General features: G+C 63.0%; 28 protein-coding genes and 1 pseudogene. 6 read left to right on the plus strand and 23 right to left on the minus strand.

Translation table 11 applies throughout. The features are described 5' to 3' along the window. Positions 1-33 precede the first annotated feature (33 nt). Positions 34-510 (plus strand): type II 3-dehydroquinate dehydratase, encoded by a 477-nt coding sequence (gene aroQ / locus KTR40_RS08375; RefSeq protein ID WP_139029015.1) that lies wholly within the window; start codon positions 34-36, stop codon positions 508-510. A gap of 1,026 nt (positions 511-1,536) precedes the next feature. Then, positions 1,537-2,061, plus strand: coding sequence for a DUF2199 domain-containing protein (locus KTR40_RS19115; RefSeq protein ID WP_171058976.1), 525 nt, complete (start codon positions 1,537-1,539; stop codon positions 2,059-2,061). A 946-nt stretch (positions 2,062-3,007) separates the two neighbouring features. On the opposite strand, the gene KTR40_RS08380 is transcribed toward KTR40_RS19115, so the two are convergent. From KTR40_RS08380 to KTR40_RS08475, 20 genes and pseudogenes are all read right to left on the minus strand, one after another. Continuing rightward, complete coding sequence (locus KTR40_RS08380; RefSeq protein ID WP_228405844.1) at positions 3,008-3,946, minus strand: ketopantoate reductase family protein; 939 nt, start codon at positions 3,944-3,946, stop codon at positions 3,008-3,010. Between the two features lie 197 nt (positions 3,947-4,143). After that, positions 4,144-4,545, minus strand: a complete 402-nt coding sequence (locus KTR40_RS08385) for a DUF3040 domain-containing protein (protein ID WP_228405845.1) — start codon at positions 4,543-4,545, stop codon at positions 4,144-4,146. A gap of 250 nt (positions 4,546-4,795) precedes the next feature. Further along, positions 4,796-6,250: an NAD(P)/FAD-dependent oxidoreductase gene (locus KTR40_RS08390; RefSeq protein WP_228405846.1), complete on the minus strand. Its 1,455-nt coding sequence runs from the start codon at positions 6,248-6,250 to the stop codon at positions 4,796-4,798. Next, a complete protein-coding gene (locus tag KTR40_RS08395) occupies positions 6,247-6,891 on the minus strand; it encodes a VOC family protein (protein ID WP_370633179.1) in 645 nt (214 codons plus the stop codon). Before KTR40_RS08395 ends, KTR40_RS08390 begins: the two co-directional genes overlap by 4 nt. A 53-nt stretch (positions 6,892-6,944) precedes the next feature. Continuing rightward, entirely contained in the window at positions 6,945-7,673 is a 729-nt protein-coding gene (locus KTR40_RS08400) for a hypothetical protein (protein ID WP_228405847.1), read from the minus strand. 115 nt (positions 7,674-7,788) lie between these two features. After that, positions 7,789-8,094: an EthD family reductase gene (locus KTR40_RS08405; RefSeq protein ID WP_228405848.1), complete on the minus strand. Its 306-nt coding sequence runs from the start codon at positions 8,092-8,094 to the stop codon at positions 7,789-7,791. A gap of 40 nt (positions 8,095-8,134) precedes the next feature. Further along, entirely contained in the window at positions 8,135-8,977 is an 843-nt protein-coding gene (locus KTR40_RS08410; protein WP_228405849.1) for an alpha/beta fold hydrolase, read from the minus strand. 82 nt (positions 8,978-9,059) lie between these two features. Next, positions 9,060-9,629, minus strand: a complete 570-nt coding sequence (locus tag KTR40_RS08415; protein WP_228405850.1) for a TetR/AcrR family transcriptional regulator — start codon at positions 9,627-9,629, stop codon at positions 9,060-9,062. A 353-nt stretch (positions 9,630-9,982) separates the two neighbouring features. Then, positions 9,983-10,294, minus strand: coding sequence for a 4a-hydroxytetrahydrobiopterin dehydratase (locus KTR40_RS08420; protein WP_228405851.1), 312 nt, complete (start codon positions 10,292-10,294; stop codon positions 9,983-9,985). 330 nt (positions 10,295-10,624) lie between these two features. Beyond that, positions 10,625-10,894 carry a hypothetical protein gene (locus tag KTR40_RS08425; protein WP_228405852.1) on the minus strand — a complete coding sequence of 90 codons (270 nt, stop codon included), beginning with the start codon at positions 10,892-10,894 and terminating at the stop codon, positions 10,625-10,627. Between the two features lie 86 nt (positions 10,895-10,980). Next, on the minus strand, positions 10,981-11,433 hold the full coding sequence (locus tag KTR40_RS08430; RefSeq protein ID WP_228405853.1) for a CdaR family transcriptional regulator: 453 nt from the start codon (positions 11,431-11,433) through the stop codon (positions 10,981-10,983). An 877-nt stretch (positions 11,434-12,310) separates the two neighbouring features. After that, positions 12,311-12,421 (minus strand): annotated as a pseudogene (locus tag KTR40_RS19120) (hypothetical protein); the annotation flags it as partial. 182 nt (positions 12,422-12,603) lie between these two features. Next, entirely contained in the window at positions 12,604-12,963 is a 360-nt protein-coding gene (locus tag KTR40_RS19125) for a hypothetical protein (protein WP_370633180.1), read from the minus strand. 27 nt (positions 12,964-12,990) lie between these two features. Further along, positions 12,991-14,505, minus strand: coding sequence for a glycoside hydrolase family 32 protein (locus tag KTR40_RS08445; protein WP_228405854.1), 1,515 nt, complete (start codon positions 14,503-14,505; stop codon positions 12,991-12,993). Between the two features lie 19 nt (positions 14,506-14,524). Then, positions 14,525-15,436 (minus strand): carbohydrate ABC transporter permease, encoded by a 912-nt coding sequence (locus KTR40_RS08450; RefSeq protein ID WP_228405855.1) that lies wholly within the window; start codon positions 15,434-15,436, stop codon positions 14,525-14,527. Positions 15,437-15,444: 8 nt separating this feature from the next. Continuing rightward, on the minus strand, positions 15,445-16,374 hold the full coding sequence (locus KTR40_RS08455; protein WP_228405856.1) for a carbohydrate ABC transporter permease: 930 nt from the start codon (positions 16,372-16,374) through the stop codon (positions 15,445-15,447). Continuing rightward, the gene (locus tag KTR40_RS08460; RefSeq protein ID WP_228405857.1) at positions 16,371-17,831 is read right to left on the minus strand and encodes an extracellular solute-binding protein; all 1,461 of its coding nucleotides are present in this window, start codon (positions 17,829-17,831) and stop codon (positions 16,371-16,373) included. The genes KTR40_RS08455 and KTR40_RS08460 overlap by 4 nt, the downstream gene beginning before the upstream one ends. 203 nt (positions 17,832-18,034) lie before the next feature. Further along, positions 18,035-19,078, minus strand: a complete 1,044-nt coding sequence (locus KTR40_RS08465; protein WP_228405858.1) for a LacI family DNA-binding transcriptional regulator — start codon at positions 19,076-19,078, stop codon at positions 18,035-18,037. A gap of 783 nt (positions 19,079-19,861) precedes the next feature. Beyond that, positions 19,862-20,314, minus strand: coding sequence for a hypothetical protein (locus tag KTR40_RS08470; protein ID WP_228405859.1), 453 nt, complete (start codon positions 20,312-20,314; stop codon positions 19,862-19,864). Between the two features lie 418 nt (positions 20,315-20,732). Beyond that, positions 20,733-21,056, minus strand: coding sequence for a hypothetical protein (locus tag KTR40_RS08475; RefSeq protein WP_228405860.1), 324 nt, complete (start codon positions 21,054-21,056; stop codon positions 20,733-20,735). A 197-nt stretch (positions 21,057-21,253) separates the two neighbouring features. Between KTR40_RS08475 and KTR40_RS08480 the strand changes: the two genes are divergently transcribed. Genes KTR40_RS08480 through KTR40_RS08490 form a run of 3 tightly spaced genes read left to right on the plus strand, consistent with a single transcriptional unit; the run spans position 21,254 to position 22,921 of the window. Continuing rightward, entirely contained in the window at positions 21,254-21,844 is a 591-nt protein-coding gene (locus KTR40_RS08480; protein WP_228405861.1) for a molybdopterin-dependent oxidoreductase, read from the plus strand. A 10-nt stretch (positions 21,845-21,854) separates the two neighbouring features. After that, entirely contained in the window at positions 21,855-22,589 is a 735-nt protein-coding gene (locus KTR40_RS08485) for a ferredoxin reductase (RefSeq protein WP_228405862.1), read from the plus strand. Next, positions 22,589-22,921, plus strand: coding sequence for a DUF6510 family protein (locus tag KTR40_RS08490; RefSeq protein WP_228405863.1), 333 nt, complete (start codon positions 22,589-22,591; stop codon positions 22,919-22,921). Before KTR40_RS08485 ends, KTR40_RS08490 begins: the two co-directional genes overlap by 1 nt. 315 nt (positions 22,922-23,236) lie before the next feature. On the opposite strand, the gene KTR40_RS19130 is transcribed toward KTR40_RS08490, so the two are convergent. After that, the gene (locus KTR40_RS19130) at positions 23,237-23,617 is read right to left on the minus strand and encodes a DUF1508 domain-containing protein (protein ID WP_306669377.1); all 381 of its coding nucleotides are present in this window, start codon (positions 23,615-23,617) and stop codon (positions 23,237-23,239) included. A 656-nt stretch (positions 23,618-24,273) separates the two neighbouring features. Between KTR40_RS19130 and KTR40_RS08500 the strand changes: the two genes are divergently transcribed. Further along, positions 24,274-24,693 carry a YbhB/YbcL family Raf kinase inhibitor-like protein gene (locus KTR40_RS08500; RefSeq protein ID WP_304940895.1) on the plus strand — a complete coding sequence of 140 codons (420 nt, stop codon included), beginning with the start codon at positions 24,274-24,276 and terminating at the stop codon, positions 24,691-24,693. On the opposite strand, the gene KTR40_RS19020 is transcribed toward KTR40_RS08500, so the two are convergent. Both KTR40_RS19020 and KTR40_RS08505 read right to left on the minus strand, forming a co-directional pair. Then, positions 24,635-24,757, minus strand: coding sequence for a hypothetical protein (locus tag KTR40_RS19020; RefSeq protein WP_255708952.1), 123 nt, complete (start codon positions 24,755-24,757; stop codon positions 24,635-24,637). The two genes, KTR40_RS08500 and KTR40_RS19020, sit on opposite strands and share 59 nt — an antisense overlap. 179 nt (positions 24,758-24,936) lie before the next feature. After that, the gene (locus KTR40_RS08505; protein WP_228405864.1) at positions 24,937-25,944 is read right to left on the minus strand and encodes a LacI family DNA-binding transcriptional regulator; all 1,008 of its coding nucleotides are present in this window, start codon (positions 25,942-25,944) and stop codon (positions 24,937-24,939) included. Positions 25,945-25,985: the final 41 nt, after the last annotated feature.

The following is a 25,985-nucleotide window of genomic DNA, read 5'->3' on the forward strand; positions in this document are numbered from 1 at the left end:
GCCCCGCCCGCCCACACCATCAGAAAGCAGCCCATGTCAAACCGTGTCCTGGTCCTGAACGGACCCAACCTCAACATGCTCGGAACCCGCGAACCTGAAATCTACGGGAGCGACTCCATTGCCGACGTCGAACGCTTGGTCCGGGACCGGGCAGCCAAGCACGGACTGGAAGTGGACTTCCTGCAAAGCAACCACGAAGGCGACCTCATCGACGCCCTGCACCGGGGACGCAGCGAAAACATCGGCTGCGTGGTCAACCCCGCCGGGCTGACCCACACCTCCGTGGCGCTGCATGACGCCATCAAGGCCTCCGAACTGGACGTCGTAGAAGTCCACATCAGCAACCCCCACACGCGCGAAGCTTTCCGCCACCACTCCTTTGTCTCGCCCGTGGCCAAGGCAGTGATAGCCGGTGCCGGGGTCAGCGGGTACGCCTTCGGCCTGGATATCATCGCCGCCCGACACGCCGCACGATGCGCTTCAGAAAGCACGACCGCACAGGAAGGCTGACATGTCACAGTGAAAACTCCGTGCCGGCATCATCGATCCTGGGGGCCTTTGGTGGAAGAAGTGGGGACGCGGACAGCGTCCACACTTCGGGTTCCGGACTCGGTCATACCGTTGCCGGACTGGGTTCGGATTCCGTACCTTTGCGCGCGAGGCTAGTGTCTGCAAGCGCTGGAATGTAGTTCGAGTCCCACCTCGGGCACGACGTTTTCCCTCGTCAGAGGCGATTTTGCTTTGACGTGTGTACAAAGCTTGATTCTCGTCGCTCTGCGGGTTGGTTCGCGGGCTTTGGCCTGGCTGCCGTGAAGCCTATTCAGGTGTGGGGTGGCGGGTTCAAGTCCCTGGCTGGTGGGCCTTCCGCCTGCTGTTGCCTGGTTACGGTTCCTCGTTCCGGTTCTATCGGGTATGTCGTAGGTTGCCTACACCTACTCATGCCGCGGGGGAGCGGGGACAACATGACTTGTCCACACCTGCTCTCCTGCGCTGCCGCAGGCCGGTCTGGAGGATCGGTGGAAAGGATGCCTGCATGCCTTTGTCCTGTCGAGCGGAGTGCGTACAGTGTCCACACTTATTTCCGGGACCAAGTTATTGAGCTTGTGCCCTCCCTGACAGTTCTGATCACTGCACAAGCCGTCCACCTTATAAACAGCAATGACCCTCAGTTCCCAGATCCTTCGATCATTTGCGAACCCAGCCAGAGGACCTGCGGGAACTCAGGGTGGTCCTTCTCGGCGACCTATTGGGTATGTCGATTTCAGAAGCTGACTGCACAACTCCGGCTGAATTCCGCGGTTTGTGCAGACGGGTTGTGATCGGTTGTTGATCGCTACTCCCGTGCACAAGTGCGCGTGTGCCCTACACTCGTGTTCACAATTCGCGACATCGATCAGCTCGTACTTAGGCCCAGCACGACGGATGGTCTGCCACTGTGCTCCGGCTTGGTGAAGGGTCCCCCTTGGATGCGGGGAAGGGCATCTGTCGCAGGTAGGCTTCGGGGAGCCAAAGCGGACCATGAAATGGGGGAAATTAATGGATGACCAGCGCGTGAACGGATGGCAGTGCGGGTCCTGCGGACAGCAACACCAAGGACTCGCTACGGTTTTCGGAGCCCAAGCTCCGGATGTGTGGATGCATGCCACCCTAGCCGAACGGGAAGCAGGCGAACTGACCGGCGACATGTGCGTACTTGAAGTCGGAGGAGAACGGCATTACTTCCTTAGAGGACATATTGATATCCCTCTGCTTGATTCCCCCGGCGAGGTCTTTAGCTGGTCTGTCTGGGTCTCACTCAGCCAAGAGAGTGCCCAAAAGATCGCGGACCACTGGGATGACCCGGCACGAGCCTCTATGCCCCCCGTGTTCGGTTGGTTATGCAACGAGCTTCCCTACGACCTGCCCACGACCTCAATTGCGACGCACGTGCATAACAGGGAGCCAGGAGCGGTTCCCTACATCGAGCTCGACCCGTCCGTTGACCATCCCTTGGTGAGAGAACAAGCGACGGGAATCCCGCTTCACCGGCTGGCCGAAATCAACAAAGCGGTAATGGGCTAAGTTCAACAACGGTACATTATCAGTCCTGACTTCCAAGGAGTTCGCACGGGGGCGTTCCGCAAGGCCGACCGCCACCTCAAGGTTCAGATAGCGGTACCGAATGACCCTCCGGCTGATCCGTATGCGTACGAGGTTCACGCCATGCGGGATGCCGTGGACGCAGCCGAAGCCTGGTCCGTGCGTCGGCGCGTCGACTTCGACGCCAAGCCATTCCGGTTCCTGCTCGCCCTACTGAACGAGGATCTGTGAAGGACTTGAAAATCGGTGGCCATTGATCTGGGCATACGGACTAGCCGAGTGGAGAGCTGACGAGCGAACCAAAGGGCAAGTCCTCCGAGACGCCCTTAAGTACCTTCAAGTAGTCGAATACGAAGACCGGGACGCCGAGGAGGCCTGGCCCCTTTGGGTATCTGTGGGACGAGCTCGGCAGCACCTACGACCCGCCTAGGACCGATGCTGAGACTTGGGCCGATGTAGACAGCTACCTCAAGAGCTTCGATTGACCTATTGCTCAACCGCGGTGTCTCCAAACGCTAGGAATTTGAGCCGCGAGGTTTCGAGACACGAGCTGGAAGATTCCAGGCGACGTCCTCGTCTCCGAGAAGGCTGATAAGTCGGGCGCCGTCTTAGTTCGTGAGACCGTCTGTATATGACAGCACCAATATTCATATCCTGCCTCGGTAGCTGTTGACGTGGGAATGAGAAGCCTCAAGGCACGAAGGATGCCATATGAAGGCCGGGTCCTGTGGCGGGACGGCCAGACTGAGCGTGCTAGGAGAGTCGCGCTTTGTGCACTGGATCCGCTGCCCCGAGCTGCGAGCGAGCGCCTCGCAGGTCTGCGTGACGATCCCGCCTCAAATCTTCGTCTGTCTTCTTCTTGGGGTTTTGCTTGGAGGCCGTCAAGGGTTGTGCGGTGCTTTCCCGCGCCGGGGAGGAGGGGAGGGGCTTACGGTTCGTTTTGGCGTGGCTCCTGTATTTTCCGGCTTTGTGCGTGTTGGTGTGTGCGCATTTGGAGCAGTGCGGCGTCGAGCAGGGGGGTTGGGACGTGGAGGGTCTTGGCGCGGGCGGCCAGGGCTCCGAGGATGTGTTCGGATTCGACTGGGTCACCGTGTTGGAGGTCGCGGTATAGCGAGGATGTGAACGATGAGTCCGGTTCGGTGAGCATCTTGATGCTTTGGGCGTGGCTGCTTGCCGTGACGGGGTGACCTGAAGCGCGTGCAACATCTTCGGCCTCTGCTATGGCTTGCAGGATGTGGTGTTCCCCACCGGCGGCGAGGATATCCCCGATAGCGCCGCGGAAGAGGCAGGTGATCACTCCTGCAGCGGCGATGAAGGCCCACTTTTCCCACAGGCGCGTCAGCATATCTCCGTCGACGGTGAGTGCGATGCCTGGAACGCTGAGTGTTTCCCTGAGGTCGGCGTTCAGGGGTGTCCCGTCGAGGGTGCCCACAGTCATGGTGCTCAAAGAGGTCTTCTGGAGCACCGCTCCTGACTCGTCAAGGGTGGCAACGATTTTCACGAGGCCGCCGAGAACGTGGCCAGGGTATGCCGCCTGCAGTGTGTCCAGGTGGTCCATGCCGTTGAGTATGGGCAGAATCATTGTTTCTGGCCCGATGGCAGGTGCTGCTGTTTTGAGCACCTGTTCCAGGGCTGGTGCTTTCACGGCAGCGATCACCAGGTCGTAGTGGTCATCGGGCTGAATTGAGGTGACTGCCCGCACCTTCAGTGTACGGCGGCCGTCCGGAGCGTCCAAGGTCAGCCCTGCGCGTTGCAGGGCGTCGGCTCTCTTCGGACGGACAAGGAAAGTCACGTCTCGTCCCGCCTCGATAAGGCGGCAACCGTACGCGCCTCCGGTGGCTCCGGCTCCGGTGATCAGGATTCTCATTGTGGCTCCTCAAGTGTTTGAACCATGACGGCGGGTCATTAGGACCATTGTTTCGCGAGGGCCTGCCGGCTGTGGAGGCGGCTGGGCTACTGGGGTAGGTCGCGCAGTGCGGAGGACTCGCACAAGATCGGCGGCTTTGTCTCTGCCGCGTCCGGCTTCAGGTCGGCGGGGTCGGCATTAAACTGCCTCCGCCCTTCTTAGACCCACCAGAACAGCAGGGCCCACCAGACGGTATTGCTCCAGGAGTCCTTGGTGCCGGGCTTGGTGCGGTTTTCTGTGCCGTCACCGGCGGTTTTTGCCGTCTTCGCACCCGGCGCCGGCTTAGTGAACACGTTTTTGGTAGCGAGGTAGAGTCCGGTCGCCATGGTGGCGAAACCCAGGAGACCGATGATGAGGTTGGTTGCGGGGTCCGGCAGTGCCAGCCCGGCGAGGAGGACCGCGATGCCGGCAACTGTCAGTAGAACGCCGCCTATGACGAGTCGGCTGTTTGAAGGCCGGTCCGGTTGGGACTCCATGGCCTGGGCAAACTGGGGATCGTCGGCTTTGAATTGCTTCTCCAGTTCCTCCAGCTGTTGCTGTTCGCGCTCGGTGAGGGCCATCAGGGCGTCCTGCCCGTGTGTTGTGCATGGATAAGAGGTGGGTGTGCACGTGCGCTGCGCAGGGCGGGGGACGGCGCGCTTGTGCTGTGTCTGCTGGGTTGGCGGGTAGCCATGGGTTTTCTCTCTTGCTTGTTCGTTGGTGCGGGCAATTGGTGGGGGAGCGTGATGGCCAGCCGAGGCGCAGGAGCGGTGCTCGCGGTTACCGCGAGTACCGCTCCTGGCCCCGGCCGGTGAAGAGCGCCCGGAGGGCTTACTGCTGCTGTGGTAGCTGTTCTTGCGGTGGGCGGCCGTAAGTCTCGAGGAGGCGGAGCCATATCTCGCTGACGGTTGGGTAAGCAGGGACTGCGTGCCAGAGCCGGTCAAGGGGGACTTCGGAGACGACGGCGATGGTGGCTGCCTGCAGCAGGTCGCTGACGTCCGGTCCGGCGAAGGTCACGCCGAGGATGACTTTGCGTGCCTCGTCGACGACCATCCGCGCCGTGCCCTTGTAGCCTTCGGCGTGCAGGCCGGCCCCGGCAACGTGTCCGATTTCGTAGTCCACTACCCGGGTGTTGTACCCGGCGGTGGCGGCGGCTTCGGCGGTCAGACCGACGGAAGCGATCTCAGGGTCGGTGAACGTGACCTGGGGGACCGCGGTGTGGTCTGCCGTTGCCACGTGCCGCCCCCATGGGGCGTCGAAAACCGCTGCGCCGGTAGCCCGCGCCGCGATCACGTCTCCGGCCGCGCGTGCCTGGTACTTTCCTTGGTGGGTCAGCAGAGCACGGTTGGTCACGTCTCCGGCGGCGTAGAGCCAGTCAAAGCCCGGGACGCGCATGGTGTCGTCGGTTTCTATCCAGTCCCCGGGGGTGAGTCCTACTGTGTCCAGGCCTGCATCCCGGGTGTGAGGTGTGCGGCCGGTGGCGATAAGGACTTCCTGGGCGGTGATGGTGGTGCCGTCGCCGGTTTCGATGGTCACGAGGCCGTCGGCGCGGTGGACGCTGGTGGTTTTGGTGTCCGGGAGCAGGGTGACGCCCTGCTCCCGCAGGGACTCGGCGACCAACTCCCCGGCGAAGGGCTCCATCGTGCTGAGCAGGCCGCTGCGGGAGATGAGGGTCACGGTGGTGCCGAACCCGGCAAACGCTGTTGCGATTTCGGTGGCGACGACACCGCCGCCGATGATGGCCAGGCTTTCCGGGACTGTCTTGATGCTGGTGGCTTCCCGGCTGGTCCAGGGACGGGCGTCCGCCAGTCCTTCGATATCGGGTATGAGCGCTCCGGAGCCTGTGGCCACGGCGACGGCGTGCCTGGCGGTGAGTTTGGTCGTCGAGCCGTCCGCCGCGGTGACGGTGACGCGCTTTGTCCCGCTGATTCGCCCGTGACCCCGGATCAGGTCGATGCCGGCGCTATTGAGCCATTGGACCTGCCCGGCGTCGGACCAGTTGCTGGTGTAGTAGTCCCGGCGTGCCAGGACAGCTTGGACGTCAAGGTCCCCGGTGACGGCCTCGGCGGCGCCGGGCAGTTGTCGGGCTGCCCGAAGTGCCTGGGCGGAACGGAGCAGGACCTTGGAGGGCATGCAGGCCCAGTAGGAGCACTCTCCGCCGACGAGTTCGTTTTCGACGATGACGGTGGTGAGGCCGCCCTGGACGGCGCGGTCTGCGATGTTCTCACCGACGGCACCACCGCCCAGGATGATCAGGTCATATTCCGTCGTACTGGACCCGCTCATCGTCCGGGCGCCCGGGTGAGGACTTCCTGCAGGAACCAGCCGTTGCCGTCCGGGTCACTGAAGGAGGCAAAGGAGCCGTAGTCTGCCCTGTCGGGGGAGGGTCCGCTGACCCGGTTCCGCCCGCCCGGGCGGTGGAAGAGCCCGTCGACGTCGTGCCAAACTTCGCTGATGTCGATCCCGCGGTTGTGCAGGTCCGCCTGCGCTTCGATGATGTCCTTGACGATCAGGTGCAGGTTCTGGACCGACCCTGGCTCGGACTCCGTGACGCCGGTGCCGAAGATGATCGACATTTCCGAGCCCGGAGGGGTGAGCTGGATGATGCGCAGTTCTTCGCTGATGTTGAAGTCGGCGTCGAGGCGGAAGCCGGCCTTCTGGTAGAAGTCTTTTGCTCGGTCGACATCCGAGACGGGCAGGACAAGGACTTCCAGCTTCAACTCAACAACCGGCTGTTTCTCGGCCGCTTTCTGACTTGTGTTAAGGGTGTAGCCGGCGTCGGAGAGGGTCTTGGCCATGTGGTCCGCGTACCAGGCTGGCCATTCGGCGTCGTGGACGCCTCCCAGGGTGTCGGCTTCGTAGACTCCGTGGTCGGTGGCGGCCTGGTCCAGGGCGTTCTTCAGGATTTCGGTGGTGGGGGTAGACATGGTGGTGCTCCTAATGGGTGGGGTGTTTGTTGTAGTGGCGGTGGCGGGGGATGTCAGTTCAGGGGGCGGAGGTCAGTCAGGTCCAGGAGGATGGCGGCGAAGGTGTGGATTCCGTTGTTGTCCTTGTCCCGGAGCAGGACCCGGCGGCGGGTGGGGGCGGAAAGTCCCTGGAAGTCTTTGTGCTCGGAGGTGTAGTGGGCCACTTCAGCCCAGCCGTTGACTTCGACGTCATAGTCCATCCGCCGCTGCAGCCCTGTCTCGGCGTCGAAATAATAGGTCTGGACCTTGCTGTGGCTGTGGATGGACTCCGGGAAGGTCACCTCGAGCCGGCGCCAGGTTTCGCCGTCTTCGTCCCAGGGATCGATTTCACGGGTCCGGACACCGGGGAGCGTGAAGAGCAGCGGTTCTGCCAGGTAGGTCCAGGTGGCGTAGGAAATGAAGTAGCCCATCTGGGTCGGGGACCACTGGGTGTCGCCCAAGTAGCCGGCCATGCTCAGCCGGGGGGCGCTGAGGCTGTCAACGACCGCACCTGTTGCGTCGGTAACGGTGACAAGGTCCCGGGCGGCGTCAAAGGTCAGGGTCTGCCCCTCACCGAACGGGGTTATGCTAACCCGCTGGCGGGCGAGTTCAGCGGTCACCGTGACGTCTCCAAGGAGGTCAGGCTGGCCCTTGAAAGGCCAGAACACTCCGTGAACACGGAGTTTGGCCGAGACCCCCCGTGCCGCTTTCCATGACGGGTTGCTGCCGTGTTTGGTCTGGACGAATTCAACGAGGTCGTTCATGATCTTCTTCTTTCGTGGTTTTCTGCGTGGGTTTCCTGCATGGCGTGCTGCGGGGAGGAGCCTCTTTTGGCGGGGCAGCGGGTTCGTGAGCTTGCCCCCGCCCGATGCGGCAGGTCTATGGGGTTTCGATCTTCGCGAACAGGCCGGTGAAGGTGCCGCCTGCGGCGGTGAGTGCTTCGAAGAACGCTCCCGCTTCGGGCGTGGCCACGGCCCTGGCTGCGGATGCGTAGTCGGAGAAATACAGGTCCAGCGTCCGGTGTGCCGGTGTTGGTGTTCCGTCCTCCTTGGGCCAGACCTGGGCCGACTCGACCCGGAGCAGTTCGGGGAGGTCCTTGGCCAGGGCCAGGAGTGCGGGGGCTTGTTGCTCGAACGCTTTCGGGTTTGCCAGGTTGTCGATGATGAGGATGATCTTGGTCTGCATTGTTTGTCCTGATGGTCGGCGGTACGGGGGGAGTGAGGGGTTAGTTCCGGGTGAGGAATGCCAAAACTTCGGCGGCGAATTCGTGCGGGTACTGGAAGAGGAATCCGTGGTTGGCGTTCGGGTAGATGATCAATTCGGCGTTCGGGATCGTGCCGGCAAGAAGGTAGGAATTGGCGGTGGGAACCATGATGTCGTTATCGCCGTTGGCCACCAGGGTGGGGGCCTTGATCGCGGCCAGACGGGACAGTTTCGCCGGATCCGGAACTCCCCATGCAATGTTCGCTGCGGCCTGGGCATCGCGGGCGGTCAGTGAAACGTCGGCGTCACGGCCCTCGGTGCGGGTGAAGATGCGGCCGATGAATTCATCACCCCTGCGCTTGCTCTCCGCGGTGGTGTTGAAGAAGAGGTAATGGATGTCCCCGCCGTCCTGGACGTCCTTCATGGCGTGTGCCCAGGGCTCATCGGCCCAGCCGTTCATGTCACGACCGCCCTCGGGCCCCGTGCCGGCCAGGATGATGCGGCGGACCAGGTGTGGGCGCTGCAGCGCAACTTCCTGGGCTACGAAGCCGCCGATGGAAAAGCCGAACAGGTCCGCCTCTTCCAAACCCATGGCATCGATGAACGCCAGGGCATCGCGGCCGAAGTCCTTGAAGGTGGCGGGCACCTGTCCGGTCGAACCCGCCACCCCACTGGCATCAAAGAGGATAACTTCCCGGTCCGCGGCGATTGTGTCGACAAGGGCCGGGTCCCAACTGTCGAGGTTCCCCCGGAAATGCTGGAAAAAGACGAGGGGTGTGCTGCCGGTCCTGCCGAACCGGCGGTAGGCGTAGGTGGTGCCGTTGCTTCCCGTGACGCTGAGGTTCGGGGCGCTGTACTGGGACATTGCAAAGCCTTTCATTGGAGAGTTAGTAGACCGGTCGTCTACGAGTGAGCAGTCGGAGGTAGGTGCCTTATGGGACCAGGGCTCAGGCCAGGACGTCCGAGTAGACGGTTTCCAGAAAGCCGTCGAGAGGCGCCCGTGAACGTGTTACTTTCGATCGGGCGACCGCGCCTTCGAAACTTGCGATGATGAAGCCGGCGAGCCGCCGCGGATCGCTGCGGTTGGAGATCTCCTCCTCGGCTTGCGCCTCTGCAATGGCCGCCGCAAGCTTGTCTGTCCACAGGGTGAGGGATTGTTCAACAACGGCTGTCACCACAGCGCTCTGGGAGGGCATTTCGTTGGAAAAGTTCCCCAGCAGGCATCCCCGCTGAAAGTGCTCCGCCTCCGCCATTTTCGTGATGTAGGCCAGGTGCTCGCGAATCCGCTCCAAGGGAGACTGAGAGGATTTCTCGAGAAGCTCGTACCTGACTACGCCCTGGTACTGCTTCACTGTTTCAACCGCGAGGGCTTCCTTGCTCTGGAAAAAGTGATAAAAGGAGCCCTTGGGAACGCCGGCCGCCCGGGTGATGTCCAGCACGCCTGTCGCAGAGTAGCCGTTCGCATGGAAGAGTTCGAGGGCGGTGCTAAGGATGCGATCCCTGGTGTCGGTGCTCATATCGGTTCCGTTCTGTGAGGGCGATGACCTAAGACTAGACCGGTCGTCTAGTAAAGGCAAGAGTTATTTTCTACGAGTACGGATAAATTCCACCAGTGACTCCCCGTCTGCCGGAAGTATGGAGGGGTCCGGGGCGGAGTCAAGAGAGACGAGCACTCCTCCCGTGGCTACGATTCACAAACCGGCATGGGTGGAAACCAGTGAACATTGCCCGTAAAAACGTTCCATTGCCTATGGGGTTGAGAGCTCTCCCAGTCACCTCTACTGCCGGTATTTAAGAGCCGGTAATGGTGATTCCGTAAAGGCGCCTGGCGCCTCGACGATCCATAGCTCTGTGCCCGACGGCGGGGGACTCAGTCCACGGCGGCGACCCCGAGGTCCGCGGCGTGGCCGCTGATGGTGCGGGCCAGGTCGATGTCGCGGCTGGTGATCCCGCCGACATCGTGGCTCGAGAGCGTGACGCCGACCTCGGGGTAGGTGAGCGTGAGGTCGGGGTGGTGGTTGGCCTCCTCGGCGGAGGCGCCGATGCGGTTCACGAGCTCCAGCCCGGTTGAGAACTTCCGGGTCCTGAAGGTGGCGGTGAGGGCCTCGCCGGTCAGGCGCCAGCCGGTGAGCCCGGCTTCGGCGAGCTCGGCGGCGGACAGCTTCCGCTGGGGATCAGTCATAGTGCCATCATGGCTCCGGATGGCCCACGAGGCTACCCCCTGGAAGGCACCACGCCTCCCAGCGTCCTGGCCCGCTGGCAACTTCGGTAAAACTCCGCACTGTGCGGGGATCCGCCTGCCGTGACTGGGTTGCCGCGGTACCTCGTTCCGGTTTTATCGGGTGGGCTGCTGGTGGCCTACACCTATTCATGGGCAGGGGGAGCGGGAACAACATGACTTCAGCGATCTATGTGACCCGCCCGGGAGGCGGTCTTATGAGCAAAGGCGTGTCCTGCGCCGCGCTTTGTTCTCACAAAGAGGGTGTGGATGGTGTCCACACTTATGTCGGGTTTATTCGATGACAGTGGGAGCGGCTTTCCCCAGTTCGGTTTGGGCCTCGGTGTCCCTTCCGGATTGCATTACATCCGTTTCGAGCTCTCCGGCTCCGGGTCGCCGCTGGCCTGGAACGGCGAACGTCCCGACGAGCTCTGGATTGGGCACCGCAACCGCCGCAACGAACTTCTCCTGCGCGACCCGGCGCTCCTGTCTCCGGCCGCCGCGCAGATGTCCCGGATTCCGGGAGGCCATGCCGAGGGCCACCGACTGTGGGACGCCCGCCATCCGGGGAGGCCGCCCATCCTCCCTGTATGGGCGGCTCGCTGTATCCTGCAGCCTTCGATGATTGGTCTGGGATCAGTGCGCAGTCTCTAGTCTTGCTGCAGGAGCTGGGGAAATGCATGCACAAGCTCTAGGGCCAGGAGTGTGGTCACAGGGTTTTCGTTGATGGGCCGCCCGAGGAGCTCGACCGCCCGTTTGACGCGGTATGCCACGGTATTCGTTGCCAGATGAAGGGCTTGTGCTGCGGCGATCCGGCTCCTGCCAGCCAGCAGGAAGTGCCGCAGGGTGTCGCGGATGTCGGTCACTCTTTGGTCCGGACCCAGCAGCCCGGCAAGCTGTACCTGCACAAATCTCGCGGCGCCCTGCGGGTCAGCGATGAGCAGCGCAAGCGTAGCGGCGTCGTCGTAATCCCAGAATTTCTGCCTCGGCGATAGCTTGGCGACCCGGGCCGCCTGCTGCGCCTCAAAGTGGCTTTCCCGCAAGCCCGCCAGCCCGGAGCCGGGCCGTCCGGCCGCAAGCCGGATCCAGTCGGGGCGCGGCACCCGCGACAACGCCCAGCCTGCTTGAATTCGCGGACCCGGCCAAGATCGTATACGGAAGCGATAGCCCCTTCGCGCCCAGCCCAGCCGTCGAGTTCATGACGTACTCTCTCGACCAGTTCAAGATGAGCAACTCACAACAAGTGGCAATCAACCGAGGGAACGCTCACGCACTCTTCCCAAGACTCCAACCATCCGCGGGCCGGTGAAGACTCGGAGAAATGACACCCTCGGAGTTGCCGTCTGCCCTTCGGACTGAGGATGTTCTCTAGAGCCGTCGCGCCTGGCAGCTCAAAGTGCTGAATTTGCCTAGCCCACTGTAAGTGAGCAGGAAAGCCCCTCGACTGACGTGGACAGCCGAGGGGCTTTCCCATTTTCGCTGGGGCTTATCTAAATCCCCGTGGGGGCGGCCGTGATGCCTTCCGGCCGCCGGACCCGCCACTGTCACGCCCCGCGTGCCGCGGCCTCGGCTCTCGACGATAGCGAGCGGGTCCGGGCTTTTCCGTGCAGTCACGCAGCCTGTGCGCCTGACTCGATTCGCGCGCTGCGCTCTGGCCGGTCTTCCGCCCCTACCTCGACGTGCTCGACGAGGCCGCAGCGGTTAACCGTGAGGTGAGCAACTTGGTCGAGGTATGGCATAAGGAGGTTATCTCGGACATCGTCCGCGGCCTGCATCCGGCCAGCCGCTTCCGCGCGGAAACGCACCACATCCGCGGACGCTGGCCTTTTACGCAACTCGACTACGTCGCTACTCTCCGGACCCGCCGCAGGCTCGAGCCGAACCGCGATCACGCGCTGGAGGTGCTCGCCGACAGCTGTACCACCTGCTCTGCGACGAAGGCTGAACCCGCCCGACACACAGATCCGTTGGGAGGCGGACCTACCGGGTCCGTCCCGCGAACGGCGGTGAGGGTGTTGCCGTCCAGGTCGTGGTGTAGTTGGCGACGACGGCGGTGCCGTTCTTGACCTGGGTGACCCGCCCGTCGGCGTCGTAGGTGTAGCCGGTGACGGCCCCCGTCGGGGCTCGTCAGGCCGGTCAACCGGGAGGCGGCGTCGTAGGCGAGCGTGAAGGTACGCCCGGCCCCGGGTGACGGCGGTGAGCCGGTCCAGGGAGTCGTAGGCGTAGGTGGTGGTCCCGTTGGGGTCGACCATGGAGGACGGTTGCCGCTGGCGTCATAGGTATAAGTCGTGCCTGTCCGTGCCCGGCAGATCCGCCTTGGTCTGTCTGCCCGCGGCGTCGTACTTATAGGACGTGACGGCGTTTTGCGGGTCATTGACGGTCGCGACTTGGTTCCGTCTGGTGTAGGTCAGGCGGGATTGCCCCGGCTCTTGTTGACTCGCCGTCTTAGCGAGGGAGGTGAGCAGCCTCGTGCTGACTCCGAGGCGGGCCAGGCCGAAGGCGACATAGCCCGGTGATCCGCCGGGGTGCTCGTTGGTGCCCCACAGTGTAGTGACGATGTCGGTGAGGGATTCCCCGATCACGACGGCGTCCGACGCTTGCCGTGGAGGGCAGAGCCTGGCGCGGTTGTGCATGTCTGTCTCTCCTGGCTTGGGGATTCCCTATGCCATCTGCGTGACGTGAAGGTTGTTGATCGTTGCTGTACCGCCGACGGCGAAGACCCCGAGGTGGGTGCTGTTCTCGGCCGGGAAAATCAGTTCTGTCATGGTGACCTGGCCGCCTTGGGCGAACACTTCAACGGAGCAGCGGTCAACGACGATGCTGAGGTCGTAGGAACCGGAGGTTGACCGGACGGGCGCGGTGTCGAGGGAGGGAAAGGACTCGTGGAAGTCAGTCTCCCCGGACTCCCGCCGGTCGATGAACAGTTGGCCTTCGTCCGGGCGGATGCCCACGCGGGTCCCTTTGGCACCGTCGCCCCGCAGGACAAGTCCGAATTCCTTCGCACTTCCGGGAGCCAGGCTGACGTCGATGCGCTGGACCGTGCCTGCCGCGCCCGGCAGCACCTGTTCGCCGTCGTTGATAGTGGTTTCCGCAAGTGAGAACGGCTCCTGGGCAGCCAACGCGGTCCAGTCGCCTGCCGGCTGCTGAACCAGTGAGGGATTTCCGTCGATGGTTTGGAGGGAGACTTCGCGGGCCAGGGTCATGGGGCTACGCCAGGGGGTGGTGGGAATGTGGTTGGCGTATTCCCAGTTGTTCATCCAGCCGATCATGAGGCGGCGGTTGTCCGGGGCATCGTTGAAGGAGACGGCCGCATAGTAGTCCCGGCCCCAGTCCAGCCATTGGTAGTCGCCCCGTAGGTCAGCGCCGTTAAGGCCTGAGGTCATCGTGCTCCTGGAAATGAAAGAGGTTCCGTCGAAGTCACCGACGAAGTATTGGCCGGCGGAACCGCGGTTGGGGCCGCCGGGATTGAGGTTGACGGTCAGCACCCACTTGGCGTTTTCCGGGTCGCCGTCCACTGGCAGTGGGAAAAGGTCGGGGCATTCCCAAATGCCGCCGGTGGCGTTCGCGGGGCCGAAGGTACTCAGGAATTCCCAGATCTTAAGGTCTTCGGACTTGTAGAGCACCACCTTGAAGTCTTTGGCTTCAACGGCGACCATCACCCAGTAACTGCCCTCGCTGCCGTCGTACCGTATGACTTTAGGGTCGCGGAAGTCGGCTGACCCGCGGTCAAGTACAGGGTTGTCGGCGTGCTTTGTCCAGGTGTAGCCCCCGTCCAGGCTGTATGCCAAGGACTGGGCCTGGATCCCCTCGTGCTGCGAGCCCGGTTTGAAGGCGCTGGTGTAAATGGCCACGAGCGGGGCAACGGAACCGGCGCCGAAGCCGCTGGTGTTGTCCCGGTCATAGACCATGCTCCCGGAGAAGATGTCTTCGTTCTCGTCGCAGGGGATAGCGACGGGATGTTCCGTCCAGGTCAGCAGGTCCGTGGATGTCGCGTGTCCCCAGGACATGTTTCCCCAGACGTTGCCCAGCGGGTTGTTCTGGTAATAGAGGTGGTAGACGCCCCCATGGAAAATGAGGCCGTTGGGGTCATTGAGCCAAGTGTCTCGGGCTGTGTAATGCAGGGCAGGCCTGTAAATGTCGGTCGCTGCTGCATTGTTCGTCGCGAGGGTTTCCATGAGTTCCTTTCGAAAGCAGTTATTTACTGGCGCCGGCGGTGAGGCCTTCTCGCAGGGTTCGCTGGCCGAAGATAAAGACGACCAGTGCCGGCAGCATGGACAGGATCACGCCGGCGAGGACCACGGAGATGCTGCCGGTGCCGAGGTTGCCTTGGAGCGTGACCAGGCCGAGGGGAAGGGTGAAGTTCTGTTCGCTGATGGTGAGGATCAGTGGCCGGAAGAACTCGTTCCAGTGAAAGTTGAAGGCAAGGATCCCGACGATGGCCATGCCGGGGACCGCCAGGGGGACGTAGACCGAACGGAAGATCCGCCACGGTCCGGCACCGTCCAGGGCGGCGGCTTCGGCGAAGTCGTTTGGCAGGCCAAGGAAGTACTGGCGCATCAGGAAGGTGCCGAACGCTGTGGGAATGGCCGGCAGGATCAGGGCCAGCAGGGTGTCGGACAGGCCCATGCCCCGGATCAGCATGAACACCGGCACGATGGTGACCTGCACCGGGACCATCATGGTGGCCAGCACCAGCGAGAAGATGGCGTTCTTGCCGCGGAAGTCCAGGCGGGCGAAGGCGTACCCGGCCAGGGTGGCGGACGCCATCTGGCCAAACGCGATCAGCCCGGTCACCAGGGCGCTGTTCAGGACCAGGAGACCGACGTTGATCTGCTTGAACACCTCCTGGTAGGCGGTGAAGTCAGGGTTGATGGGCAGGAACGACGGCGGCAGGTTGAACGATTCCGACGGCGTCCGCAGCGAGGTGGACAAGGTCCACAGGACAGGGCCGAGGGTCAGCGCCGCCGCCAGGGCCAACGCCGCGTATCTGCCGACGGTGCCGGCTGCGGGCAGGCGGCGTGTGCGGGAGGGCCTACGGGTGGCGGGCGGTTCGGCGGTGGAACCGGAATGCTTGCCGGTCCCGGTCTGCAGAGTCTGGCTGGACATGGGGGACCTCACTGGTAGAAGACGAAGCGGCGGCTAAGGCGGAATTGCAGGGCAGTGACGGCAAGGATCAGCACGGTGAGGACCAGGCCAATGGCGGAGGCTTTGCCGAACTCAAGCTGCTGGAAGGCGGATTCAAAAATCACCATGACGGCGGTCCGGGTGGAATCGCCGGGACCGCCGTTGGTCAGGACGTACGTCTGGTCGAAGACCTGCAGGGCACTGATGATGGCCATGACGGAAGCCACGAGCACCGTGGGGCTGATCAGCGGAAGAGTCACATTGCTGAACTGTTTCCAGCCCGTGGCGCCATCCAGGTTGGCTGCTTCGTGCAGTTCTTTCGGGATGTTGGTGAGGGCGCCGAGGAAGAGCAGGAAGGAGAACCCGAAGTTTTGCCAGACGTAGACCAGGACAACGACGGCGGCGGACGCCGCGGGACTTGTCAGCCAGGGCACAGCGGGGATCCCGACGAGCGAGAGGAGCCAGTTCACGACGCCGAACTGTTCGTTGAACATGTAGCGCATGAAGATGGACACCGACGCGGCGGACAGGACCAGGGGGAAGAAGAAGGTGGAGCGGAGGAATACCCTCAGCCAGGACGGCATCCTTGCCTGCAGCATGGAGGCCAGGCCAAGGGCGATGCCCAGTTGAAGGATTACCGCCATGACTACGAACCCAATGGTGTTCAGGAAGGACACGCGGACGGTGGGGTCCTGTGCCAGTGAGGCGAAGTTGGCGAAGCCGACGAATTGCGGCGCGGAAATGATGTCCCAGCGGAAGAACGCAAGGACCAGTGAAGCGATGATCGGCAGGAAGGTGAACAGGGCCATGCCGAGCACTGTGGGTGCCAGGAAGATCCGTGCCAGCCATCGCTCAACAAAGGAGCGGCGCACGGCCGGTGGTTTCACTGTTTGCCGTGGGGCGGTGGAAGTGGTGGTCATGAGCTCCTCCTCAGAGCCAGTTCAAGGTCGCGCTGCAGGTTGCCCATCGCTGTCCGTACATCGGCGGAGCTGCCGCTGACGGCGGTGGAGACGTTTTTCATCAGGGCAGTTTCGACGGCGGCCTGCTGTGGCGGGGCGGGGATCGGGCCGGAGGTGGGGAACCTGTCCAGGGTGTCGTAGAAGACTTTCCAGTGCCGCGGCCCGGTGGCGGCGTAGAAGGACTCGTTGACCATCGAGCGGCGGGTGGGTGTGGTGTTCGGCTTGGGAATGGCCAGTTGCATCGCTTCGCGGCTGGAGCAGAACTTCACCCATTCCCATGCCGCGTCCTTGTCTTTCGCGGTGCGCATGATCGCGTAGCCGGCGGCCCCGAACTGATGCCGCTGGGTCCGCCAGCGGGGGAAGAACTGCACGTCGAATTGATCGGCGGTCATCCCGGCCTCGTGCAGGCCCTGCGCCCAGTAGCCGCCTGCGGGCGTGGTGCCGATGCGGTTGTTGCCGAAGAGACCGACCAGGGCGTTGCCGCCCCCGGATTCGGGACGCACGCCGAGTCCTTCGGCTACCAGTTCGCGCAGGTAATCGAAGGTCTCGAGAACCCGCCCGTCCTCGGCGTTGGGAGCCAGCCATTGATATCCGCCGCCGCGGGTGCCGCGGGCTGGATCGTTGGGGTAGAAGCGGTCCCAAAGCCAGTCCCCGCCGGGAGCCTTCGTTTCGGACAGGAAGCTGGTGTCGTTGGCGTAAAGCCAGGGCACAACCCCGCCGAAAAGCCGGTTGGTCCAGTAGTACGGGGTGAAATCAGCCGGGCGGGCCTTGCGGAGGGCGCGCAGGGTGGCGCTGAAGTCGTCCTTCGTCCAGTCGTCCTTTGGCCGGTCAAGCCCGGCTTGAGCGAAGGTGGTGGTATTCAGGTACATGTTCGCCGCGTTCCAGTCCAGGGGAAGCTGGTACAGGCTTCCCTGGTACATGAAGGCTTCCAGCAGGCTGGGATGAACGTCGTCAAAGTAATCGATCATCGCTGCCGCGTCCCGGCGGACATAACCGTCCAGGGGCTCAGCGAGCTTGTCGGCAAACAGCTGGGCGCCTTCGGTGGCGACATAGACGACATCCGGCGGCGTTCCCGCGGCCACCATGGTGAGGATCTTGGAAAAGAAGTCTTTCCAGTCCGCCCCCTGGATAGCTTGCAGCTGCACCGGGATATCGGGGTGGGCGGCGGTGAAGGCCTGGATCAGGCCCTGGCGTCCCGCGGCGTCCGCTGCCGTCCCCAGGATGGCGATGTTCAGTGCCTTGCTGCCGCGGCCCGGGATGTCGGTTCCGGTCAGTCGGGGCCAGGCCCCCACGGTGGCTCCTGCCACGGCGAGCCCGGTCAGGCCCAGCATGGAACGGCGGGTGAGTTGTGAGAGTTTGCTGCTGGACCGCAGCGAATGCGAAGGGGCTGGTTGCCCCGGTGTCTTTTCAGACGTCATTGTCGGCTCCTCCTAACACGTGTTAAGTAGGTTAGGAGACGCACCTAACACGTGTCAAGAACTATTTCGAGCGGTCACTGCCGGCGACGCAGACGGAAGGAAATCAGGGCAACAGCCTTACCTGGGGACTGCGGAGACAGATCGAACGTCCCGCCGAAGCGGGGTACCGGGCATCGGCCGCGACGCTTGGGAAATGCGGCCGATCAGGAAGCCGGGGGAGCGCCGGTGGATGCCCGGTGGATGACCTGGCAAGGTACCAGCACGGTTTCGCCCCGAGGCATCTCTGCAGCGGGCGTTTTTCCTTCAACCTCGTCCAAAAGCATGGTCATCGCCGTAGCCCCGATTTCGGCGTGCGGAAGTGCCACGGTGGTGAGGGCGGGAACGAGGTTGGCGGCCACGTTCTGCTGATCGTCGTATCCCACCACGGACAGATCCTGCGGTACCCGCAGTCCTGCGGCGGCGGCGTACAACAAGACGCCGGTGGCCACCCTGTCGTTGGAGCATATGATCGCCGTCGGCCGGTCTCCGCCGCCCAGCACAGCGGACGCGGCCCGGTAGCCGTCATCGATGTCCCAGCCGGCGAGGTGGACGTCTTGTTGCTCGCGGCCTAGTCCCGCTTCTTCCATGGCCTCGCGGTAACCCTGTTCGCGCTGCGGGGCGGCGGGGGAGCTGAGAGTCCCGGTCAACAGGGTGATGCGACGGTGGCCCAGGTCGATCAACAGTTGGGCGGCTGCACGCCCGCCGTCGACCTCTGCGGGTATGACCGAGCCGAACGGGGAGGCGGCATCGGTGCAATTGGCAAGTATCGCCGGCAAGGTGCGCATCGTGGCCGGGGTGGTCACTTCGCGCAGGCTGCCGGTGGCGTACATGATGCCGTCCACCTGCCGGTGCGCGAGTTGCTGCGCTGCAGTGCTTTCGCGCGACACGTCATGCTCTGAATCTACAACCAGAACCATGTACCCACGGGCCAGGGCCGTGCGTGAAGCGCCGCTGATCAGCCGGCCGGCGAAGGGGCTGGTGACGATATCGTCTGTGATGACTCCAATAGTCGACGTCTGTTGATTTCGCAGACTCAAGGCAACCGAATTGGGCGTGTAATCCAGTTCCGCGGCAGCGCGGAGGACGCGCTGCTGTCGTTCCAGGGTGACGTTGCCATCGGCCCTGCCGTTAAGCACCAGCGATACAGCGCTACGGGACACTCCTGCCCGTCGTGCGACATCCAGTGCCGTAGCTTTACGTTTGATCATGCCGGTCCCCCTTGCTTTCCCAATAGCATAGCTAACTCGTGTGAGGTTGGGGGTCTGCGCCGTTACCCCACGAGCAGCTTCCCTGCCCAAAACCAGCCAGTATGGCCGCTAGAACGTGTTCTCGGCTCTAAACGACCCACCAGTCGGATCGGCCAGAATCCTCGGGACGAAACCCGGAACGGCACCAGTCGCTGTCATCCCCAAAATCCTGGAACGTGCAGGAGACCTGAAGCTTTGGCGGTCAGTGCAGCAAATCCGGGTAGCTTCAACGTGATCGAAGTCGAAGGAACTGGCGGCTATTGACTACCTCGAGAAGTTCAAACGCGTGGCTCCGCCGTGGGATCTAGCCCTAAGCACCCCTGCCGCGGCCGCTCCCAAAACGCCGATAATAGTGACTCCGTCGACCTGATTAGGCTCGGACAAGCGGGCGGTGGCGACTCTATTCTGTCAACAGTTGGGGTCAATTCGGGTTATCCAAGGCTGAAGGTCGGGAGCCGTTGGGGAGCTCCTATAGCAGCAGCGGCGGATAACTCATAGGAATTATCCCCGTGTGGGTACGGCGGCAGGACTCAGCCTCTCACCGGACCCAGATCTAAGTCCACTATTTCTGTGCCCAAGCCAAGACGCCCTGTGTCAGTTTTGGGTGTAGCTTTGCCGCCTATCAGGCGCCGCCGACGGTTAGTTACCTGTCGGCCCGCCTTGGTTTTTGTTCGGCGTCCTGACCAAGTCACGTTGGGCCCCGGGAAATCATGTCAAGCTGCCCGCCTGGGTTGTTTCGTGGAATCATTTGGTTTTGCCCGGATGGCGGGTTGGGGTTTGGTGCCCTGCTTCGCGGTGGTCAGGGTCAGTAGCTCCGTGAAGAGGGCCTGGATTTGGCGTTGGATGCGGCCGGGTTAGAGACTTGTTTTCGCGTTTCAGACGGGTTTTGAGGGTCTTGATGATGGTGCCGGTGTTGGCCAGGACGCGCTGGTAAGGGGTCGCGGGCTTATCGTAGGTCTTGGTGATCTTCGCGCCGTTCCGGACTTTCGCGAGGAGTTTTTGCTTGGGTCCGAAGTGGTTGGTCAGCAGCCGCTGAAGCGCCCAGCTCCGGTTGAGCAGCTCCAGCTCGCCGGGTGTGTCGTAGCGGTGATAGCCGACAGTCTGGCGAACGATGTGCCAGTTCTTCTGCTCGACATGGGGCCGTCGTTCTTGTTCCCGGACCGGGACCTGGTGAAGGTCAGTTTCTCCTGCTCGCACCAGCGGAAGAGCTCCCGGTTGATGAACTCAGAACCGTTGTCCGAACCGATCCCGAGGATAGGGAACGGGAACGCGGCAGTGGGCGTCTTTGATCCGCCGCGAAAACCCATTTTTGGGCCTTGTTCCGCACCGAGCGGGTTTCCGTCCAGCCGGTCGCAATGTCGGTGATATCAAGGGTGAACAGAACTCACCCTGGTTATTGCCGCCCTCGTGGCCGACCAGATCGATCTCCACGAACCCGGGCACCCCTCGTTCCACTCGGCCCAGGTCCGGATCGGCATCGAGTCTTTCAGCAGTGTTCCGGGCTTGGTGTGGGACCGGCCGCGGGGCTCCAGTTTCGCCCGGTCGGCCTTGAGCCTGCGGTCGATGGTCGCTGGGGAGATCGTCAGCAGCTGCGCGGCCGTGCCGGCATCAATGTTCAGCTCCTTGAACCGCCGCAGGCGCGGCACCAGGTCCGGCAACGCTGCCGCGGGGAGCCGCCCGCACGGCTTTCCTGCACCGCCCAGCAGAACCGCAACGCCTCGACCACCGGCTCCCGGTAAAGCGGCGGCCGGGGCGTCCTGGCCCGCACGGGTTTCAGTACCAGTACCTGCCGCAGGGCCTTGCGGGCGTGGTCGCGGTGCCATCCAGTCGTCGCACACAGCTCATCCAGAATCTGCTTCTTCCCGGCCCGGTCCGTCCGGGCATAGCGGGTGGCGATGACCTTCGTGACAGCCCTGCGTTCACTCGTCGAAAGCTCCATGGCTCGCAATGCCGACGCGGCCGAGACCGCCCCGGCGGACACGCCGCTACGCGGGCATTCTCAAATGATTCTTCGAATACCGCTGCGCGAGCATCTTTGATGAGTCAACGCGGGGCCTAGACCGCGGACAGACGTTGCCCTATGGTTGGGGCATCAACGGTCCTTGGCCGGGTGGCGCTCCACCCGGGAGGTGCATCATGGCTATCATTTCATCCGGTTTCCGTGGACGGCGGTCCGAGAATCCCGCCCTGCCTCCCGGGCAGCATGAAACGGCGGATTTTCCTGTGCTCACGGCGGGGCCTGCCCCCCTTATCCGTATTGACGATTGGGAGTTTTTCATTGCCGTGGAGACCGGCTGGCGGCTCTCTTGGTCCTGGGACGAATTTATGGCTTTGCCGCAGGAGGAAATCACTACGGACATTCACTGTGTGACCAGCTGGTCAAAGCTGGGAACAGTGTGGCGTGGCGTTTCGGTGGACACGCTTTTCGAAGACGTCGAAAGCACCAGTGATTTCGCTACGGCCTATTCCTTCGGCGGTTACACAACCAATGTTCCTCTGTGGGACCTCCTGGGCGGCAAGGCGTGGGTGGTCTGGGAATTCGATGGCAAGCCTCTCGAACGCGCCCACGGGGGCCCGGCACGGCTTTTGGTGCCGCATCTGTATTTCTGGAAAAGCGCCAAATGGATACGCGGTCTGGAGCTGATGGGGGAGGACCTGCCCGGTTTCTGGGAATCGAATGGCTACCATCTTCACGGGAACCCGTGGCGCGAGGAGCGGTACTCATGAGGCGCGTGCCGTGAGCAGCCAGTGGCAGGTCGCCGAAGTGGTGGGCGGGTTCCCGGAAAATGCCACTGCCCGGACCATTACCCTGCGTGTGGATGGTTTGACGGGACACTTGGCCGGCCAGCACATCGACATCCGCCTCACCGCCGAGGACGGGTACGCCGCAATCCGCTCTTACTCCGTGGCATCGGCAGGTATGGATGAGCATCTGGACATCACCGTTGACGAGCTGCCCGACGGCGAAGTCTCACCGTATTTGGTCCGGGACCTGGCCGTCGGGGACAGGCTGGAAATCCGCGGGCCGGTGGGCGGCTGGTTTGTCTGGAGGCCCAGTAACGCGAATCCTGTACAGCTGATCGGGGGAGGGTCAGGTGTGGTGCCGCTGATGTCGATGATCCGCGCCCATCAGGTTTCCACCAGCGAGTCTCCTTTCAGGTTGCTCTATTCCCTCAAGTCACCTGAGACCTCGTTATACAGCGAGGAGCTGCGTCGCTTGGACCGGGAATCGGACAAGCTGATGGTCGACTATGTCTATACGCGGTTGGCCCCGGAAGGCTGGCCGGCCCCGCCGGGGCGCCTTACGTCGGATACGCTTCTGCGCAAGATCTTCCCGGCTGAGGAGAATCCGGATGTATTCATCTGCGGCCAAACGGTTTTCGTGGAGACCGTTGCGGACTGGCTGGTGAAGGCCGGCTACCCGGTGGCGTCGGTAAAGACCGAACGGTTTGGCGGGACGGGAGGCATCTGATGAACGGCGCGGACGATTTCGCTGTCCCCGACCCGGGCGACCAAGATATTGCAGCATCACCCCATGATCCGATTCCGTATCTGGACGGTAACGCAACGGCCGGGGCACTGTCGGAAGTGTTCCGCGTCGACATCATCGCGGCGCTCGGACGCTGCAGGCATTGCGGTTCAGTCAGGGCTTTTGGCGAGGCAATGGTGTTCGCCGACGCGCCCGGCATTGTGGTGCGCTGCCGCAACTGCCAGGGCGTGCTGCTGAGGCTGGTGGAAACACCAACCCAGTACTGGTTGGATCTGAGCGGCCTTAGCTACCTGGAGATCAACCGCGAGGAATAGGCCGCAGGAATCCTGCATCACCCAAGTCAGGAGGATGTGGTTGAGCAGGGAATCCCTGCTGGTCCTCCTTAACTTCTTCCGTGACTGCACGCGCTGCGGCCACGCCGTGAAGGTCGGGCAGGTACTTCTCCCTGCTCTTCGATTTTGCGGCGGAGGAAATCACGGGCGGTTCGTCTCATGATCCCGAGTGCTTCGCCGATCGGAGCCTTAGTCCGCGCGCCCTCAGGCGCAGGTTGATGACCCATCAGCGCCTGGCCGTGAGCAGCCCGACGGACTTCGCCGTCGCACGGCAGGCCTCCAGCGCTGCAACTTCCCTTACCTCCGTAAGGAACTGTGCTGGGGCCGCCCGTGTCTGGCCCGCGGGCTGAAACACCCGGGACCGGAGGCCGGTTCTCCGGCTACTGGAGCCAGTGGGGCACCGCCACGTGCCACAGGTTGCTGGCACATGTCGGTGATGTGGCCCATTCCGGCATACTCGCGCATGTCCCGGATTCCTGCCACGGCAGAGGCTTTGTCGGGGAAGGCGCGGGAGGTGGCCATTACTGCACCGTCGGGGCCTGTGATTCTGAACCTGAAGTTCGAGTCTTCGTCGTTGAAGAGTTCGAACATTCCTGCCATGGGTCTCCTCCCGGCCTGGCCACTGTCGCCGGCCTTGGTCCTTGTTGCCAGAAGGACAGCGCGACGTTGGGCTGCCATCTGGACGGTCTAGCGGATGCAAAAGACTTCAATCGTGGAAATCAGGGACGCCACGCGCCCCTTCGCCAATGTACGCGGCGCATCAGTTACTTGTCAGTAGAACTTTCCCTCCACAGCCACCGAATGTTCCCGCCGAACACAAGACCCTGCTGCAAGGGATCCTTCTGGAAGCCAGCCGAAGCCAGGAAAGGAACCTGTCTCGTTCGTCTGATGGCGACTGTGACCGCAGGCGAGGACCTTGGCGTTGAACTTCGCTCAACCGTTGGGAGGCTGCCTCCCCGACGCCTTAACTGCCCATCCGCTCGCCTGAGAAAACACAGGCAGCGTGCAATACGGTGCGGACTTGTCTGCATTGTGTGGCACTCCCGCCACACTTCAACGACCCCGATCCCGTCGCCAAGCGTACTTCACAGCAGATCATCATCCGACCTGTCCGGCTCTCCCGGACGGGAGCACCGTTTTCCGTTTTCCGCAGTGACTCTGACGGCATGAGGGGGTACGGGCAGATGTTTAGTCCCGCGGTTCATTGTTTACCCGTATCGTGTTAGCACCAAACTCAGATTCAGGATTGGGCCAGCGCCGGTGAGAGAGCCGTCAGTGGCCTCGTTTCGATCGAACTGACGGGTGCGGAGCTTGACAGCAACTGAAAGGCAGCCATGAAAAAACATGATCCATTTGCACCAACATCCGGGATCGAATCCTTCGAAGTCATCAGCGAATCCTTCGAGGATGGCCAGGTTCTTCCGGAAGCCCAACGCAGCGCCGTTCTGCGAGCTGGCGGCCGGGACGAATCGCCCCAGCTCACCTGGTCGGGCGCGCCCGAGGGAACCAGGAGCTACGCAGTCACCGTCTTCGACCCCGATGCCCCTGGCGCGGGCTACTGGCATTGGGCCGTGGTGAACATCCCGGCAGACGCCACGTCCCTCCCGGCCGGTGCAGGTTCCCGGGACAACTCCCGGTTACCGTCTGGAGCAGTGCAATTGAAGAACAATGCCGAATTCACCAGTTTCATAAAAACTACCCCAGCGTGGGGCGGTCCAGCAGTGCAGCGTCGATCACCAGCCCGGCAAGAATGAGTGCAATGGAGTCGATCGTCGCGACCACCAGGCGCCACGGTAGGGACGTGCGTGCAAATAACAAGCCCGCCCAGCGCCGGTAGCGACAGCGCAGCTGTTGGATGCCAGGGGCGGTCCCTGCCACCGGCCGGCCTGCGTCCGCTTAATCGCAGCAGGCGGCCACAGGTCCGATGGGGGAGGGCTTCATCCCGCAGCCCGGGGCGCAGGTGCTGGCTCGAAACGGGTCTCCTAAGTGGGGAGCCACTAGCCAGGCACGGCCGGAGGGGCCGTTGAGGCCCGCAAGATGAGCCTGGTCGGCATTTTGAGGTAGGTCGCTTCAGGGGTCTGCCCGTTCATGAGCGCAACAACGAGATCGGCCGCAGCCGCGCCAAGGTGGCCCATGGGCTGGCGCACCGTGGTGAGCGGTACTGCGTATTGCGAGGCTTCTGGAATGTCGTCGAAGCCAACAACGGAGAGGTCGCGCGGCACCTCCAGCCCAAGCTCACGCGCCACCTCGATGACAATGATGGCTGAGAGGTCGTTCGCGGCAAAGACCGCGGTTGGACGGTCGGGCTTGGAGAGCAGGCGCTGCGCGGCTTCGCGGGCCCAGTCCTGGTCGTAGTTGCCCACGCCAACCAGAGCCGGATTGAAACGAATTCCTGCTTCGTCGAGGCCGCGGCGGTAGCCGGCCTCCCTCGCTGCGGCTGATCGGAGGTCTGAGCGGCCGGAGACGAAACCGATACGACGGTGGCCGAGGTCGATCAGGTAGCTGGTTGCATTGCGGGCACCGCCAAAGCTGTCCGACTCCACGGTTGGGAGGTCCATCGGGCCGGTGTGCGGGTCCACAGCGACGATCGGAACATCCGCGCTGACGTTTACGACGGTTGGCGTCACCATGATTGCGCCATCGATGAGAGTGCCGCTCAGCCGGCTGAGCGACCGGCGCTCCCAGCCCTCGGGTGATTTTTGACGTGAGCCGCTGTACGCGAGGAGGTCGTAGCGGGAGTCGCTGAGAGAGGCGGCGACGCCCTTCAGAACTTCCGCGCTGAAGGGCTCGAAGTCCGCCACCAGCACCCCGATAACGCCCGTCTTGCGAGAGCGCATGCTGCTGGCCACCAGGCTGGACTCATAGCCCAGAGCCTGCGCGACTTGAAGAACGCGCTCCGTCGTTTCAACCGACACGCCGTATCGGCCGTTAATGGCCTTGGACACAGCTGAAACTGACACTCCGGCCGCCTTGGCCACATCGCGTATGTTTGCACGCCGTCTCATGGGCCCCGAGCCTACGTCATGGAAAATGATTTCGAAAATGT

The organism is Pseudarthrobacter sp. L1SW, from assembly GCF_020809045.1.
In the GTDB taxonomy this organism is placed as follows: Bacteria; Actinomycetota; Actinomycetes; order Actinomycetales; family Micrococcaceae; genus Arthrobacter.